15 protein-coding genes are annotated in these 16,221 nt (G+C 49.5%); 3 read left to right on the top strand and 12 right to left on the bottom strand.

All coding sequences use genetic code 11. The features are described 5' to 3' along the window. Positions 1–420 precede the first annotated feature (420 nt). Positions 421–1,626, top strand: coding sequence for an MFS transporter (locus HPY81_01065; protein ID NPV26051.1), 1,206 nt, complete (start codon positions 421–423; stop codon positions 1,624–1,626). 86 nt (positions 1,627–1,712) lie between these two features. On the opposite strand, the gene HPY81_01060 is transcribed toward HPY81_01065, so the two are convergent. The 6 genes from HPY81_01060 to ychF form a co-directional block, all read right to left on the bottom strand. Continuing rightward, on the bottom strand, positions 1,713–2,960 hold the full coding sequence (locus HPY81_01060) for a competence/damage-inducible protein A (GenBank protein ID NPV26050.1): 1,248 nt from the start codon (positions 2,958–2,960) through the stop codon (positions 1,713–1,715). Positions 2,961–3,090: 130 nt separating this feature from the next. Next, complete coding sequence (locus HPY81_01055) at positions 3,091–3,672, bottom strand: spore coat protein (GenBank protein ID NPV26049.1); 582 nt, start codon at positions 3,670–3,672, stop codon at positions 3,091–3,093. A 14-nt stretch (positions 3,673–3,686) separates the two neighbouring features. Beyond that, positions 3,687–3,896 (bottom strand): hypothetical protein, encoded by a 210-nt coding sequence (locus HPY81_01050; protein NPV26048.1) that lies wholly within the window; start codon positions 3,894–3,896, stop codon positions 3,687–3,689. Between the two features lie 89 nt (positions 3,897–3,985). After that, the gene (locus tag HPY81_01045; GenBank protein NPV26047.1) at positions 3,986–4,768 is read right to left on the bottom strand and encodes a DUF1992 domain-containing protein; all 783 of its coding nucleotides are present in this window, start codon (positions 4,766–4,768) and stop codon (positions 3,986–3,988) included. A 142-nt stretch (positions 4,769–4,910) separates the two neighbouring features. Continuing rightward, the gene (locus HPY81_01040) at positions 4,911–6,134 is read right to left on the bottom strand and encodes an NAD-dependent malic enzyme (protein ID NPV26046.1); all 1,224 of its coding nucleotides are present in this window, start codon (positions 6,132–6,134) and stop codon (positions 4,911–4,913) included. Positions 6,135–6,170: 36 nt separating this feature from the next. After that, positions 6,171–7,265, bottom strand: a complete 1,095-nt coding sequence (gene ychF, locus HPY81_01035; GenBank protein NPV26045.1) for a redox-regulated ATPase YchF — start codon at positions 7,263–7,265, stop codon at positions 6,171–6,173. 178 nt (positions 7,266–7,443) lie between these two features. Here ychF and HPY81_01030 point away from each other — a divergent pair, with 178 nt between their 5' ends. Both HPY81_01030 and lexA read left to right on the top strand, forming a co-directional pair. Next, on the top strand, positions 7,444–8,196 hold the full coding sequence (locus HPY81_01030; protein NPV26044.1) for a tRNA 2-thiocytidine(32) synthetase TtcA: 753 nt from the start codon (positions 7,444–7,446) through the stop codon (positions 8,194–8,196). 67 nt (positions 8,197–8,263) lie between these two features. Continuing rightward, the gene (gene lexA, locus HPY81_01025) at positions 8,264–8,878 is read left to right on the top strand and encodes a transcriptional repressor LexA (protein ID NPV26043.1); all 615 of its coding nucleotides are present in this window, start codon (positions 8,264–8,266) and stop codon (positions 8,876–8,878) included. 81 nt (positions 8,879–8,959) lie between these two features. On the opposite strand, the gene glnA is transcribed toward lexA, so the two are convergent. The 6 genes from glnA to miaA form a co-directional block, all read right to left on the bottom strand. Beyond that, on the bottom strand, positions 8,960–10,282 hold the full coding sequence (gene glnA, locus HPY81_01020; GenBank protein NPV26042.1) for a type I glutamate--ammonia ligase: 1,323 nt from the start codon (positions 10,280–10,282) through the stop codon (positions 8,960–8,962). Positions 10,283–10,403: 121 nt separating this feature from the next. After that, positions 10,404–11,681: a hypothetical protein gene (locus HPY81_01015; GenBank protein ID NPV26041.1), complete on the bottom strand. Its 1,278-nt coding sequence runs from the start codon at positions 11,679–11,681 to the stop codon at positions 10,404–10,406. A gap of 62 nt (positions 11,682–11,743) precedes the next feature. Beyond that, the gene (gene hflX / locus HPY81_01010) at positions 11,744–13,717 is read right to left on the bottom strand and encodes a GTPase HflX (protein ID NPV26040.1); all 1,974 of its coding nucleotides are present in this window, start codon (positions 13,715–13,717) and stop codon (positions 11,744–11,746) included. Positions 13,718–13,814: 97 nt separating this feature from the next. Continuing rightward, a complete protein-coding gene (spoVK, locus tag HPY81_01005; protein NPV26039.1) occupies positions 13,815–14,795 on the bottom strand; it encodes a stage V sporulation protein K in 981 nt (326 codons plus the stop codon). A gap of 168 nt (positions 14,796–14,963) precedes the next feature. Continuing rightward, positions 14,964–15,206 carry an RNA chaperone Hfq gene (hfq, locus tag HPY81_01000; GenBank protein NPV26038.1) on the bottom strand — a complete coding sequence of 81 codons (243 nt, stop codon included), beginning with the start codon at positions 15,204–15,206 and terminating at the stop codon, positions 14,964–14,966. A gap of 56 nt (positions 15,207–15,262) precedes the next feature. Next, positions 15,263–16,216 (bottom strand): tRNA (adenosine(37)-N6)-dimethylallyltransferase MiaA, encoded by a 954-nt coding sequence (miaA, locus tag HPY81_00995; protein NPV26037.1) that lies wholly within the window; start codon positions 16,214–16,216, stop codon positions 15,263–15,265. Positions 16,217–16,221 lie beyond the last annotated feature (5 nt).

Below are 16,221 nucleotides of genomic sequence, written 5' to 3'. Positions count from 1 at the left end.
TTGCAACTGTGTCCACTCCGGAACATCCAGCTGCGCCGGATAATCTTGATTCTGAGGAACCATTGTAGTAGAATAAGGTTATCATGCGGGAGGAATGCTTGTGCAGCATGCCCGCTTTTTAGCTTTTTAGCACAGGTAAAGCACTCAAGCTGCTGACAAGCTAAGGGTTGATGTCGTCGAGGCGGTATTTGCTCATCTATCAAAGATTCATAAACGTCCGTTATGATGGCGTTTTTTTAATCCCACCAAGTCTAGTTTACATAATTACCATTATAGGAAGTACTGCGAAGTTTCTAGGACATTATGTAGTCGACGAAGTCGATTTTCTTGTTATACTTACTTTATAGGGTTTATAATCAAATTAATATGCTGTTGAGATCAGGTGACACCATGGAAATCTGGAGAAAAAATCTATATGTAATGCTGATTGTACAATTTATTATGTTTCTTCTTTTTACTATTGTAATGCCGTTTATGCCCTTATTCATCATGGAACTAGGAATCACTGATATTAGCAGTGTTAAAATATGGGCTGGTATTGTGGGTTCCATTAATTCTCTCTTTGCGGCCCTCTCTTCCCCCTTCTGGGGGAAGCTTTCTGACCGGCTTGGCCGCAAGCCAATGGTTGTCCGTTCTTGCCTCAGCATTACTATTTTCAGTTTCCTAACCAGTTTCGCTGGTAATATATACCACCTTTTAGTCCTGCGGGTGCTGCTTGGGTTTTTTAGTGGCTTTGCCGCCACGTCGATTGCCCTGGTCGGTGGTGGTACACCGCGTCATGAACTGGGCTATGCTTTAGGTTGGCTTCAAACCGCTCAGGTGTTGGGGGCACTTGCTGGTCCTCTGATCGGCGGTCTACTAGCCGATCAAATCCCTTATTCCTTTATTTTTCAAATTACTGCCGTCTTGGGACTTTTCGCTACTTTACTGGTGATTTCTCTGGTACAGGAAACACCTCGTTCCTCTCCCGGGACAGCCGCCGCCACGTCCCAGCCGATAATAAACAACGAGTTAAATTTGCGCGTAGTACTGGTGATGATTGGCGTCCTCTTCAGCGCTCAGTTTGCGAATCGCTGCGTCGAACCGATTATGACTTTATATGTACAAGCTCTCAATCAATCCCCAGCACACTTGACTACCTGGACTGGCCTTCTCTTTGCCACTACTGGACTGGGTCAACTACTGGCGGTATCTTTCTTTACTAGGCGCAGTATCAAATGGGGTTACCAAAGAGTTCTTTTGCTCACCCTGGCCGGAGCGGGACTCTTTTATCTGCCGCAGGCTTTTGTCCACAATACCTGGCAGTTACTGTTCTTACGCCTTGGGCTAGGGATATTCATGGGGGGGATTATTCCGATGGCTAACGCCTTGATTGGGAGTCTTACGCCGGCCGACAGCCGCGGCCGCGTCTATGGTTTAACCTCAACAGGAATCTTTTTGGGCAGTTTTGTTGGAGTGATGGGAAGTGGTCTTATTTCCGCGTTCTTCAGTATTCCTACCGTCTTCCTCGTCGTTGGCATTCTGCTCTTGATCAATCTCATTGGCGTTTATATCGTCATCCAGTCTTCACCCCAAACCCAGCCGTCTACTAAATATAAAGCCACTTTCACTTCTTATAAATCTTGAACATAAGGTAATAAGGAGGTGAACCTGGATGTCCAAACTGCAAAAATGGGAGCCACCCCGAGAGTTGGCAGCGCTTCGCGGCCAAATCAACAAGTAAGGTTCCGCTGAAGTAAATGCCGCCTTAGGAAATCGAGAGCACTTAAGGCAGTAAGGTTTTTTATCCGCCACCGGTTGCCCACCAGATTAAGTTGGCGGTGCCAGATACCCTCATTAGTACTGAGAGCAATAAACACCAAACCAACTGGTTTTTCCGGTGTTCCCCCACTGGGGCCCGCTATGCCGGTTACTCCCAAACCGATGTCAGTTCCAGCCAGTTTACGTACGCCGTTCGCCATTTCTTCGGCAACTTGACTGCTAACGGCACCAAACTGGTGAAGGCTGGCTGGGGAAACACCGAGGAGCTGAACCTTGGCTTCATTACTGTAAGTAATAACCCCACGTTCGAAAACCCGCGACGCCCCCGGTACATTTGTCAATTTATGCGCGATAAGTCCGCCTGTGCATGACTCAGCAGTGGCCAGGGTCATACGATGATTCATTAATTGCCCAACCACTACTTCTTCTAACTCCATTTCTCCTTCGCCGTAAACAGCCAGACCCAGTCGACGGCGGATCTCCTCCTCCACAGGACGGATTAACTCCTCGGCTTCCGACAAAGAGTGAGATTTAGCCGTAATCCGCAAAGTTACCTCCCCATCTTTGGCATAAGGGGCAATGGTGGGGTTTGATTGCTGCCGGATCAGGTCAATAATCATTTCCTCGGTTTTTGATTCCCCCAGCCCGAAAATCCGTAAGACTTTGGAGTGGATCGTATATGGAGAGCGCTCCTTCAAAAAAGGAATCACTGTTTCTTCTAGCATACTCGCCATTTCGCCAGTGGGGCCGGGCAGCATAATCACAATTTTGTTCCCGTGTTCCACGATACAGCCGGGAGCTGTTCCTCGCTTATTGGGAATTATCTGACTGCCCTCGGGAAAATAGGCCTGCCGTCGGTTATTCTCGGTTAATGTTCGCCTGGACCGCCGAAAATATTCTTCGATCGCCGCCATACTCTGGGGGTCAAAAACCATCCTCCGACCCAGCAGTTCGGCCACAACCTCCTTGGTCAAGTCATCCTGAGTCGGTCCCAGACCACCAGTCGTAATCACAATATCCGAGCGTTCGAGGGCCAGACATATGGTATCTTGTATCCGCTGGCGATTGTCTCCCACCACAGTATGATAGTAGACATCAACCCCGATCTCGGATAAACGAACTGAAATTTGCTGGGCATTGGTGTTAACAATCTGTCCGAGCAAAAGTTCTGTTCCCACCGCAATAATCTCCGCGTTCATCGTTACTTTCCTCCACAGTTTTACCTCTTTCCTATTATTATATTTACTATACCGCAAGCCGTACAAAAAAGCCACGTTGAACTTGTCAGCGTGGCTTTTCCTCTGTTTTTATATTTCCACCAACCAATGTTTATACTCGACGCCAGGGCGAAGGTTGGTGCTGTCCCAGGTGGGGCGTAGTTGGACCATACTGCGGCATCGTTTGCCATTGCTGTGGACCAATTGGAGCAAACTGGGGCATCTGCTGACCCGCTGGCGGGGATTGATATTGTTGACTTGGTTGTTGCGGCATAGGCGGTGCGTACTGCTGCCCCGGCCAGAATTGCGGCCCCGTTTGGGTAAACTGCTGCTCCCCGGTCCAGTACTGCTGACCCGCCTGCGGTATTGTCTTGGTGTATTGCTGATTTCCGTAAGGAAGCTGGGTTTGGTAATTGGTGAACTGAGTTGCTGTCTGGTTAATCTCTTGCTGGTCAGCAACCGTTTCCTTGTACCATCCCTTATTGAACATCAATTTATATAATTGGCGTTGATTTTGGTGCGTGTCATTTAGAATCTGCAATAAATCATGGTAGAGCAGGTCATTGTTGGCCTCATTCACGCTAATATTATAACCAACAGTTAAATACTTTTCAAAACTTAAGATGTCGTTCAGCCGGTCCCGGTCATTAAACTCTGATCCCTTCACCTCGGGTATTTGTCCATGATGTGGCATCTTAATTTCCTCCTTCACTGGCTCATTTCCTGCCCGCTTAAGTGTCTCAATAGAAGCTGATAGTGCTGTTGATGTTTTTGCCCAACCTGATTGATCGCCGTCTTGATATCGGGATCGTTACAGGCCTGCGCGGTATCATAGCACTTTTTCGCCATCAACAATTCCCAGGACAGGTGGTCCTTGATGTAATTGAGTTCCTTGGTGGAAAACTGATGCAAAATCATCACTCCTTCTAATGTGAGCTTCTACTAGTCTAGTTGTTTCCCAATTTATAAAAATTATTCCGAGCAATTTCTCGATTGAATATCCGCATTTAATATCCGCGGACTGCTGTATCAATTTTTTCTCTGATCCGAGCCATTTCCTTTTCTTCGTCAATCTTTTTCCGCTGCAGCCAGTACATAGGGACAATAAAATTGTAGTTTTCAATCTTTTTGTTTGCTTTGGCTAGCTTTTTAGAGCAGATTTCCAAAACTTCCTCCCGACGTATTGTGATCAGGCGTGAGTTCAAGCGTTCTTCTCGTCGCATCCGTTCGACAAAAACCACGAACTGTTCGACCAACTGCCAGCAGCCACTAATTTCCGCGTCGATCTCCTTGCCGATAGCCACCCAATACGGAGAAAATCCGGCATTATTCAGTATTTTGTAGGCTATGCGCATATCAGGATCCTCAAAGGGTTTTTCTCTTAAATCCAGTGGCTTCCCTTTTCCTTTCAGGTTATTGAATTCGCCCCGTTCCATTGCCTTCCGTATCCGTTCTTCTACAATGTCTTCCGTACTAGCCATATATCGAGCAACCGGCCGAATCTGTTTTATTTTCCGACGAATTTGTTCTTCCAGGGCTTCCTGGCTGATGTGTCGGTGGCCAATCTCGGACAAATCCTCTTCCCCTTCAATATCATCATTATATTGAATTGTCCCGATTGCCGGCCTATCTTTAATATGCCGTTCTGTTTCTTCTAACCGCTTGGGCTGTGTCTGGCAGTCGTCAACAATACAGCCGGACGGCGCAGTTTCTTTGCCGTTGATTAAATCATACCTCAGAAACTTTCTTAACCACTCGCGCAAGCTAGAAGCGATTTTTGCCCACACCACTTTCAGTTGTCCCCCTATCTCCCCGAACCTTACTATTATATTATAGCAAGGTAAATAAAAAGAAACAGGAGCCCCCCTCTGATTGCTCCTGTTTATACCAGACATTAGTTCAATAAGGTTAGTTAACCAAAAAATTTAAACTTTAAATTGCCGCCAATCGTTTTGTCCGTAGTGCGATTTCTTGCGGTTCAACCGTCATCCGGGCCACGCCGGACTCAATCGCGGCCTGGGCGACAGCAGCTGCCACTGCGGGAGCCACTCGGGGATCAAACGGCTTGGGAATAATGTACTCTGGGTTAAGTTCCTCATCTTTGATCAGTTGAGCAATGGCATGGGCTGCTGCTAATTTCATCTCGTCATTGATATCCCGCGCTCGAACATCAAGAGCGCCGCGGAAAACACCAGGGAAGGCTAGAACGTTATTAACCTGGTTAGGAAAATCTGACCGGCCAGTCCCAACAACCATGGCTCCTCCCGCTTTAGCCTCCTCGGGCATAATCTCCGGCACTGGATTGGCCATCGCCAGGACGATGGCCGAAGGTGCCATTGTCGCGACCATTTCCCTAGTCACAACACCGGCCGCAGATACACCTATAAAGATGTCTGCCCCGGTGAGCACCTCAGCCAAAGTGCCGGTATATTTTTCCTGGTTAGTGATCCTGGCCATCTCGGCCTGGGCCGGATTCAGCCAGTCTGCCCCTTCATAAATTGCCCCGGGTTTATCACACATAATCACATGCTTAAGTCCGGCTTTCAGTAACAGTTTGGTGATGGCAATGCCCGCCGAACCTGCACCGTTTATCACCAGCTTAACCTGATCTAATGATTTCTTAACCACCTTAAGAGCGTTGATCACTGCGGCCAGCACAACAATGGCCGTCCCATGCTGATCATCATGAAAGATCGGGATATCACAAATCTCCTTCAAACGCCGTTCAATCTCAAAACAATTAGGAGCAGCAATGTCCTCCAGGTTTACCCCACCAAAGGTAGGCTCCAGGAGCTTAACAGTGCGGACGATTTCGTCGATATCCGTCGTTCCAAGACAAATTGGAAAGGCATCTACACCCGCGAAAGCCTTGAACAAAAGGGCTTTACCTTCCATGACTGGCAGAGCAGCCATTGGCCCAATGTTACCCAGTCCTAAGACAGCAGTTCCGTCAGACACGACCGCTACCAGGTTGCTCCGGGCTGTATAGTCGTAGACCGTCGCGGGATTATCCCGAATTTCTTTACAGGGTTCGGCTACCCCGGGTGTATAAGCCAGACTGAGGTCGCGTTGATTTTTCAAGGGAACTTTGCTGATCACGGCAATTTTACCCTGATTGTCCTTATGGAGTTTTAATGCGGTTTCCCTAATATCCATTTCATTTGGCACCTCACTTTTATTTTATTACTTAACTTAAACGTTGAATCTAAAATTAATGATATCTCCGTCCTCCACGACGTAATCCTTACCCTCTAGACGAAACAACCCTTTCTCTTTCACTTTGGCCATCGAACTTAGTTCTTGAAGATCACTGAACCGGACCACCTCGGCTCGAATGAAGCCGCGTTCAATATCCGAGTGGATCTTGCCCGCCGCCCGCTTAGCATCAGTCCCCCGGTTAATCGTCCAGGCTTTCACCTCATCTTCACCCACGGTGAAAAAGGAAATAAGTCCCAGGCTCTGGTACATGGCACGGGCCAAGCGATTAATACCGGGCTCGGTTATCCCGAGCTCGGCCATGAAGACCGTCTGATCCTCTTGGCTAAGCTGGCTAATTTCCATTTCGGTTTTAGCGCATATTTCTAAGAGTGGCAGCCCTTGCTGCTCAGCGTAGTCATACAGGGCCTCCTTTTGCGGATAGGAGCCACCCGTCAACTGGTCTTCGTCCAGGTTAACAACCAAAATCATCGGCTTTTCCGTGAGAAAAGCAAAATGGCGGACCAGTCGGCTCTCTTCTTCGCTCAAATCCAGTTGGTGAATACCCTTATCCGCTTCCAAGCCCGCTTTCAGTTTTTCTAAAACTGCTAACTCAGCCTGATTCTCCGCTTTAATCTTCTTCCCAGTTTTAATTCGTTCAATTCGCTTCTCTACCATTTCCAGGTCGGCCAGCCATAATTCCAGATTAACTGTTTCCAGGTCACGCAGGGGATCAATTGACCCCTCAACATGCAAAACCTCGTCGTTTTTGAAAACGCGTAAAATATGGACCAGTGCGTCCACATTGCGAATCCTGGCCAGAAAGGTATTGCCTGCCCCTTTTCCTTCACTGGCCCCGCGCACCAGTCCGACGACATCAGTAACCTCCAGTTGGGCAAAGGTTGTCTTTTTTGGTCGGTATAGTTTAGATAAATACTCAACGCGTTCATCTGGGATCGTTGCTACGCCAACGTTCGCCTCAGTTTTACCGGAAAAGAAATTTAAGGTTTCAGCGTTAGCGTGGGTCAGCAGATTAAAAAACGTCGTCTTACCAACAGTTGGTAAGCCGATTAGACCACACGTCAGTGCCATCGCACATCATCCTTTTTCCAGGCAATCCTATCAATACCCTTCTTCAGCCAAAACGGGCTTCTTACTCCATTTTAACGTAACCAGTTTACTTGTCAACCATCCGCCATGATTGCATTCGTGTCAAGGCTTCGTTATAATACAAATGATTTTGATTAAAGTTTTAGGGAGGCCAGCTTGGATGAAACGCTCATTTCGCCACAATCTCTGGCACCAGGTCGGAGCGGCCAACGCCGATTATCAACTGATCGACGAGGGCGACCACCTGGCCATTGGCGTCTCTGGGGGTAAAGACAGTGTTACCCTTCTGTACGTTTTAGCTAACCTTCGTCGGTTTGCTCCGGTTAAGTTTAGGCTGACAGCGGTCATGCTGGACCTGGGCTGGAACTGCGACTTTACTCCAATCAGCGAACTCTGCAACCAATTGGATGTTCCTTTTCACCTGGAAAAAACCCAGATCGGGCCAATCGTCTTTGATTATCGTCAGGAGAAAAATCCCTGTTCTCTCTGTGCCAAACTCCGGCGCGGTGCCCTGCACAACGTGGCCATCCAACTCGGCTGCAACAAGGTTGCCCTGGCCCACCATGCAGATGACGCTATTGAAACGCTGCTGATGAGCATGTTCTACGAGGGACGTTTGGGTGCATTTCTGCCGAAAACTTATCTCAGCCGTAAACAGTTGTACCTGATCCGTCCCCTGATCTATGTAAAAGAGAGTACCATCAAAGAAGTCGTTGCTGTCCTGAAACTGCCCGTGATTGCTAACCCCTGCCCTGTTAATGGCCGCACTAAACGGCATGAGGTTAAAGAAATCATCGAACAACTGGAAACCCTGATACCTGATGTCAGGGACAAAATCCTCAGCGCGCTGCGGAATGTTGACCTGGATCACCTCTGGCCGCCACAATCTTTTCGAACGAATGTTTTAAAATAAAAAGAGTTATGCTATAATATTCCATATGAAAGCGGGATAAATTACGCTAAAGGCAGGTGATTTATTAATGGGTTATGAGCTAACTGAACGGCAGGCCGCGATCCTTGACTACATCAAACAGCAAATCAAGGCCAAAGGATATCCCCCTTCAGTACGGGAAATTGGCCAGGCAGTAGGTTTAAAATCCAGTTCGACAGTCCACGCCTATTTACGCCAGTTAGAAGAAAAAGGAGTTATTCGACGTGACCCCACTAAACCCAGGGCAATTGAAGTCATCCTGGAAAATGCTGGTCCTGTACAGAAGGAAATCGTTAACGTTCCTGTCTTGGGTAAAATTACCGCAGGAGAACCGATTCTGGCCATTCAGAATATTGATGACACTTTCCCCCTGCCCTATGATTTTGTCCGTACTGATCAAGTCTTTATCCTCTCCGTACGCGGTGACAGCATGATCGAAGCCGGGATTCTAGACGAAGACTTCGTCATTGTTCGTCAGCAAAGCACAGCCAACAACGGCGACATAGTAGTCGCCCTGCTTGGTGAAGAAGCCACGGTTAAACGCTTCTACAAAGAGCGCGACCATGTCCGGCTGCAACCCGAAAACCCCTACTTAGAACCCATCCTGGTCAAAGAAGTTTCTATATTAGGGAAAGTCATTGGGGTTATTCGCCGCATCCATTAAAAGTAAAAGGCCCGTTGTCCCGCGGTTGGACGAGGGCCTTTCATTTATTTTATTTAAATAAATTAAAACTAAAGTTTCGGCTTAAAACTTGGTCAAGTATTCATCCAGTTCCCACTGGTGAACCTGGACTCGGTAACGGTCCCACTCGATCGTCTTGGCTTCCCGAAACCGCTCATAGATGTGCTTGCCTAGAGCTGCCTTAATAACCTCGTCCTTTTCCAGTTCCCGGAGCGCCTCGGCCAGATCCCCGGGTAAACTCGGGATATTTTGATGCTCTCGTTCTTCCGCTGACATCTCGTAGATATTGCTCTGCGTCTGGGGCGGCGGAGCAATCTTGTGCTTGATCCCATCTAGACCAGCCTTGAGAACAACCGCCAACGCCAGGTAGGGATTGCAGGAGGGATCAGGATTCCGCAATTCTAACCGGGTGCTCAAGCCCCGCCGGGCTGGGATCCGAATCAGGGGGCTGCGGTTCTTGGCCGACCAAGCGATGTACACGGGGGCTTCATAGCCGGGAACCAGCCGTTTGTAGGAATTGACCGTCGGATTAGTAATCGCCGTGAAACCGCGCGCATGCTTCAGCAGACCACCGATAAAGTAAAGAGCCACCTCGCTCAATTGGTCCTTGGCCGCCGGCGCAAAAAAGGCGTTTTGGCCATCTTTAAACAACGAAATGTTCAGGTGCATGCCGGAGCCTGGGATACCGAAAATCGGCTTGGGCATGAAACTGGCGTGCAGCCCGTGCTGATGAGCAATCGTGCGTACCACGGCCCGGAAGGTGACAATCCGGTCAGCTGTTGTTAAGGCATCCGAGTATTTAAAATCAATCTCGTGCTGACCAGCTCCTACCTCGTGATGTGATGCTTCAACCTCGAATCCCATGGCCTGCAGGGTAATGACCATATCTCGGCGAGCGTTCTCCCCTAAATCGACAGGGGCCAGATCAAAATAGCCAGCTTTGTCATGGGTGATCGTGGTCGGTTTTCCGTCCTCATCCCGCTGGAAGAGGAAGAATTCAGCTTCTGGTCCGACGTTCATAATGTAGCCCAATTCAGCCGCTTCGGCCAACACCCGCTTCAGGGTATTGCGAGGACATCCCTCAAATGGGGTTCCGTCGGGGTTGTAGACATCACAAATCAGACGAGCGGTCACACCTTCCCGCGGTGACCAGGGGAAAGCCAGAAAGGTATTGGGATCAGGTTTTAGCAGCATGTCTGATTCTTCAATCCGCACAAAGCCCTCAATCGATGAGCCATCAAACATCAGTTCTCCGTCGAGCGCCTTCTGCAACTGCTCAACGGTGATGGAAACATTTTTCAGTACCCCCAGAATATCGGTGAACTGCAGGCGGACAAATTTAACGTCCAATTCTTTAGCCAAAGCCAGCACTTGTTCCTTGTCCATTAATTACTCTCCCTTCGCCAACTTGCCTCAGATTTCTACAAAGATAATACTACCACAATATTCCGCCGGGTCGCAACTATTAAACCTGTTCTAATTCGATAAACCCCTGGGAATTATGGATCTAGATTTTTAACAAGCCCCTTTCCAGCATGGTTTGGACCGCCATAGCTGCTCCTAAAACCACATGGTCCTTGGTCAGACCACCCTGGACATAGCCGATGTAGGGTGGACGCAACGGCCCGTCAGCACTGAGTTCAATTGAGGCCCCTTGAATAAAAGTGCCGGCGGCCATGATCACTTCGTCCTGGTAGCCGGGCATCGCCCAGGGTACCAGGGCAACGTGCGCGTCGATAGGCGAGGACTTCTGCAGACCCTGACAGAAAGCGATCAACCGTTCGGGGCTCCCTAACTCAATCGCCTGAATGATGTCGCCGCGTGGTTCATCATAACGTGGAGCGACCGTAAAACCCAACCGTTCAAAAAAGCGCGCCATGAAAATGGCCCCTTTAATCGCCTCACTCACCACCAGGGGAGCCAAAAACAACCCCTGATAAAAGGCCCGGTTAAAATCCAAACTGGCGCCCACAGCGGCTCCGATCCCCGGAGCCGTTAACCGATAAGCACTGTTTTCCACCAGGTCCTGTTTACCTACTACGTAGCCACCGGTGGGAGCTAGCCCCCCGCCAATGTTCTTGATCAGGGAGCCGGCGGCCAGGTCGGCCCCGACTTCGGTTGGCTCACACCTTTCCACAAACTCCCCGTAACAGTTATCTACCAGGCAGATTACGTCCGGCTTGATCTCCTTCACTTTTCTGATCACCATGGCCAGGTCAGCTAAGCCCAATGCCGGCCGCCAGGTATACCCACGCGACCGCTGAATCAGCACCAGCCGGGTACGCCCTGTAATGGCCCGACTTAGGCCAGCCAGATCCGGACGTCCATCGGGGGTTAGTTCTACCTGTCGATACTCCACCCCCAGGGCGCGCAAGGAACCCGGCCCCGGTTCAGGGAGACCGATCAATTTCTGTAAAGTATCGTAGGGAGCACCCACTGCCGAGACCAGTTCATCCCCCGGCCTCAGATTGCCAAACATGGCTACCGCCAGGGCATGGGTTCCCGACACGATCTGTCCCCGTACCAGCGCTGCCTCAGTACCAAAAACCTGAGCATAGACCCGTTCCAAGGCATCCCGTCCCAGGTCACCATAGCCGTATCCTGTGCTACCCTTCAAGTGAAAATCGCTGATGCGGTGATCCTGAAAAGCTCGCAACACCTTCCATTGATTAACGCGGGTGGTCCGGTCCCGTTCTTCCCAAAGTACCCGCACTTCCCGCTCCACCTCATCAATCAGTGCCAACAAACGTCGGTCAAGACCAAAAGCCCGACCTTGTCTTTCGATTGTTTGTTCCACGTTGAAGCCTCCTGTATTTTTAGTAGTTAAAGTTCCAGCAGACCATAAAATTACGACGATTTCTTTATCTCAACAATCAGGTACGGCTCAACCACATGCCGATCCTCGTCTTTAACAACTGCCACAATCTTGATCCCATCCTCTCCGCATTCTTCACTGAGTACCCGGGACTCTCGGTGTAACCAGCCGATTAGCCAACCTTGATCATACGGGATATGTAGGTGGACTGGGTGACAAAATATTGGGAACTCGCGCATCAATTCGGCCTGTAAATCAGCCAAACCAAGTAAATGTCGAGCTGAAATTGTTACGGCCCGGTCCTGGTCCCACACCCTCCCCATCGCCGGCCTGGTCAGGTTATCTTGCTCACCCGAGCTAAGCCAAGCTGGCTGCAGACGGTCAATCTTGTTGTAAATATTGATGATTGGCTTGTCCAAAGCTCCCAGTTCACCCAGCACCTTAAATACTGCTTCCATCTGCTCCTCCATGGCTGGGTGGCTGACATCGATCACGTGCAAGAGCAGATCCGCCTCTGTGACCTCTTCGAGGGTCGCGCGGAAAGCCGCAATCAGATGGTGCGGCAGTTTGCGGACAAAACCAACCGTATCCGTCACTAAAACACTCCGGCCGTTAGGCAAATCAACCCGCCGGGTGATCGGATCCAGGGTAGCAAACAGCTTATCCTCAGCTACCGCACCGGGATTTAGAAGCGTTACCGACTCGCGGTTTTTTTCCGGCAACGGGTTACCGTCGAGCAGGCCTGGATGACGGGCAACCAGTTCTTTCAATCTGGCCTCATCTCCGCCGACTTGACTCAATAGAGAAAGGCAGTTCAATAATGTGCTCTTGCCGGCATTGGTATAACCGACCAAGGCCACGATAGGTAGTTGGCTCTGGCGGCGACTCATTCTCTGGATTTGTCGGTGTCGTTTGATCTCGTCGATCTCGTGTTCTAAAACGGCAATACGCCGCCGAATGTGCCGGCGGTCGGTCTCCAACTTGGTTTCTCCTGGACCCCGGGTACCAATTCCCCCACCTAACCGAGAAAGCACCCGCCCCTGGCCGACTAGTCGCGGCAGTAAATACTTGAGCTGAGCCAGCTCCACCTGTAGCTTCCCTTCTCTGGTTTTGGCCCGCTGTGCAAAAATATCCAGGATCAAGGCCGTACGATCGATCACACGGACGCCTAATGTGTCCTCCAGATTTCGCAACTGGGCAGGGGAAAGCTCGTCGTCAAATATGATCAGGTTAGCGTTGCTGGCCTGTCGCCTTAGCCCAAGCTGCTCGACTTTGCCATAGCCCAGATAAAAGGCAGGATCGGGCCGTTCTTTCTTTTGCAAAACCGTGTCGACGACCACCGCACCTGCACTCAAGGCCAACTGTTTCAACTCTTCCAGGGAATCCAGCCCGGACCAATTTGTCCCTGTTTTAGTCTCTAGTCCCACCAAAATCGCTCGTTCAGTCGGCTGACCAATCTTCTGACCGCTAGCCGCATGAATGTCCTTCTCCATTTGTTTTATAATTAACATAATATTATTATGGTTGATTTCTTGGATGGAGAGTGGGCCAACTACCTGGTACCGCTGCCCAAAAATTCCCTCAACCCCTTCCAGGTACGCAAACGAGACATCTGTCGGTCGCCCCTCCTTCACCCCGATCGCAGCCATCAAATCTAGTCTTAATTCACACAGAGCCGATAAATCCACAGCACTCAGTTCCCCACTGCCACCTGGATGAGTATGCAGGCAGCGAATGCCGCTCAGGCGGTGTAAAGCGCGCCGTCCACGCACTTCTGGTAAAGAGACTGTCTGATTATCACCGACCATTACCACCAGTACCTGTCCGGCTCGATTTAAATATATCGCTACTTCTCGCCTGATATCCGAGGTCAGTCGGGCCATTTCCTCAATGAGTTCAGTTGTCGCAACCTGGTCGACCGGCACCTCATACGCAAACAAATTTTCTAACCATTGGAGTTGACTGCTACGCAAACCGTCTAAATTTCCCTGGACTTCTTTTTTCATGCTCTTTCCTCCGCAACGGGGGTGTTTCAGGTCAATTCTTCCAGGCCAATTATAGCATAATAGCTCAACCAAATCCACGTTCGCCCTTACTGGAGCACTAGTAATCGTTTCTATGTTCAAAATCATCTGACCGGATCAGGACCAGATCGTCCCGCGTCACTTCCTTCTGATTAATCAGCCGAACAGCCTGACGCCGTATCGCCCGTTCGATCAGGTTTCTCACTAAACGGGCGTTACCGCTGTGCTCATGCCCTAAACCTGTATTTTTCTCCAAGATTTGTTTCAGGGTGGCTTTCGCTTCACTGGTTAACCAGTACTGACGATTGGTTAACATCAGTTCAGCAATCGCCATCAATTCATCAATCGTGTAGTCGGGAAAATCAATATGAATAGGAAATCGCGAACGAAGACCCGGGTTGGTTCGGATAAATCGGTCCATTTCTTCCCGATACCCGGCGAGAATCAAGATCAAGTTATCCTTGTAATCCTCCATAACCTTAACCATTGTGTCGATGGCTTCTTTACCGAAATCTTTTTCCCCACCCCGGGCCAGCGCATAGGCTTCGTCAATAAACAGTATCCCGCCCAGTGCCCGCTTCATCTGGTCCCGCGTCTTCTGGGCCGTATGGCCGATGTACTCACCAACCAGGTCAGCCCGTTCTACCTCGATCAGATGGCCCTTCTGCAGCACCCCCATCTCCTTGAACAATTTTCCGATGATCCGCGCCACCGTAGTTTTTCCTGTTCCGGGGTTCCCTTTAAAAATCATATGGAGGACCATCGGTTCTGTCGCTAGGTGTTCTCTAGCCCGTTTTTTCTGAATCTCAACAAAGGCCTGCATTTCCAGAACCAAATTTTTTACACTGGTTAAACCAATCAGCGATTGCAGTTCCCGCAGGATCTCGTCCACACGTTTAGCTGAACTGGCGTCGCTTTCCCAACTGTGTACGGTCTGCCGGTCAGGGCGGACCAGATGGACTGGTCTAACTGGCGGAAGTTCAGGCCGCTCCGGAGCTGCAGCGGGCCAATCAGAACGATCTAGGGCCAGATTATGCTGGAAATTCCAGCGAATTTTCATAACTTTCACCACCTTTTGCTTGTTCTCACCCTTTTTTAGTCACTACAGTAGCTCTATTTATAATATGCAAAATCATCTTGGATTGGTGAAAAGTAAAAGTGAAACTAAAAACTCTCCCAAATATGATCAGGAGAGTTCTCATTTACCAAGTTTTTGAATGGTATGTCGTTATTTGATTTCGGCGTTAATGGCATTGAGGTTAATGGCCCGCATTGGGGTAACGGTCGAAATAGCGTGCTTATAAACCATCTGCTGCTTGCCTTCAAACTCAAGTACCACCGTAAAATTATCAAATCCTTTAATCATTCCTTTTAATTGAAACCCATTCACCAAATAGACAGTCACCGGTATGTTGTCTTTACGCACCTGATTGAGAATATAGTCCTGCAGGTTTATTTGTGTTTTAGTCATTGTTTTCCCTCCAATGTTTCATTATATTTCTTATTCCCTCAATACCAATTATAATCCTATTCTACAGATATTCTAATAGTCCTGCAAATCATCGCCGTAATTTCATCAGCCAGATCTTGCAAAGAAGCAAAACTTTCAACATCAAACCAGACAATTCGTGGGTCGCGCCGAAACCAGGTCAATTGACGTTTAGCAAAACGTCGCGTGTTGCGTTTAATCAATTCTACCGCGGTAACGAGGTCGTAGTTACCATTTAGATAACCAATAATCTCTTTATACCCCAGCCCCTGCAGGGCTTTATGTTCAGCCGTGTACCCTTGATCTAATAGGCGACGGACCTCATCAACCAGTCCCTCAGCCAGCATCGTCTCAACGCGCTCATTAATGCGCTGGTATAGTTTGGTTCGGTCCATAATTAGACCGACCATAGCCAGCTCATACAGTGATTCCCAGCGGCCAGCCGCATACTGGGTAGCCGATATCGATTGACCCGTTAGCTCAAATACTTCCAGGGCCCGGATCGTTCGCCGCAAGTCGTGCGGATGGATTTTCTGCGCCGCCAGCGGATCAACTTTGGCCAGCTGACGGTGCAGTGTCAACGGACCCTCCTTTTCCGCCAGGGCACGCAGGCGTTGGCGTATTGCTGGTTCGGGAGTAGATGGACCAAACTCATACTGGTCAATAACCGAACGGACATACAACCCCGTACCGCCAACCAAGATTGGCAATCGTCCGCGAGCATTGATTTCCGAAATCAGACGTCGAACAAGAGTTTGAAAATCGGCGACACTGAACTCTTCGTCGGGATCACGGATATCCAGCAGGTGGTGGGGGATTCCCCGCATCTCAACCGGCTTAATCTTAGCCGTCCCAATATCCATTCCCCGGTATACCTGCATGGAGTCGCTGGAGATAATTTCACCATTAACTCGCTCGGCCACTTCCACCGCGACCGCACTTTTACCTACGGCGGTTGGTCCCACGATGACCGCCAGCGCTTCCTGTTTCATCTCGT

It is taken from the genome of Bacillota bacterium, from assembly GCA_013178045.1.
Lineage (GTDB): Bacteria > Bacillota > Ch66 > Ch66 > Ch66 > Ch66.
Note: the sequence above shows the minus strand (reverse complement) of the source record. Positions and strands in the feature narration are given on the sequence as shown.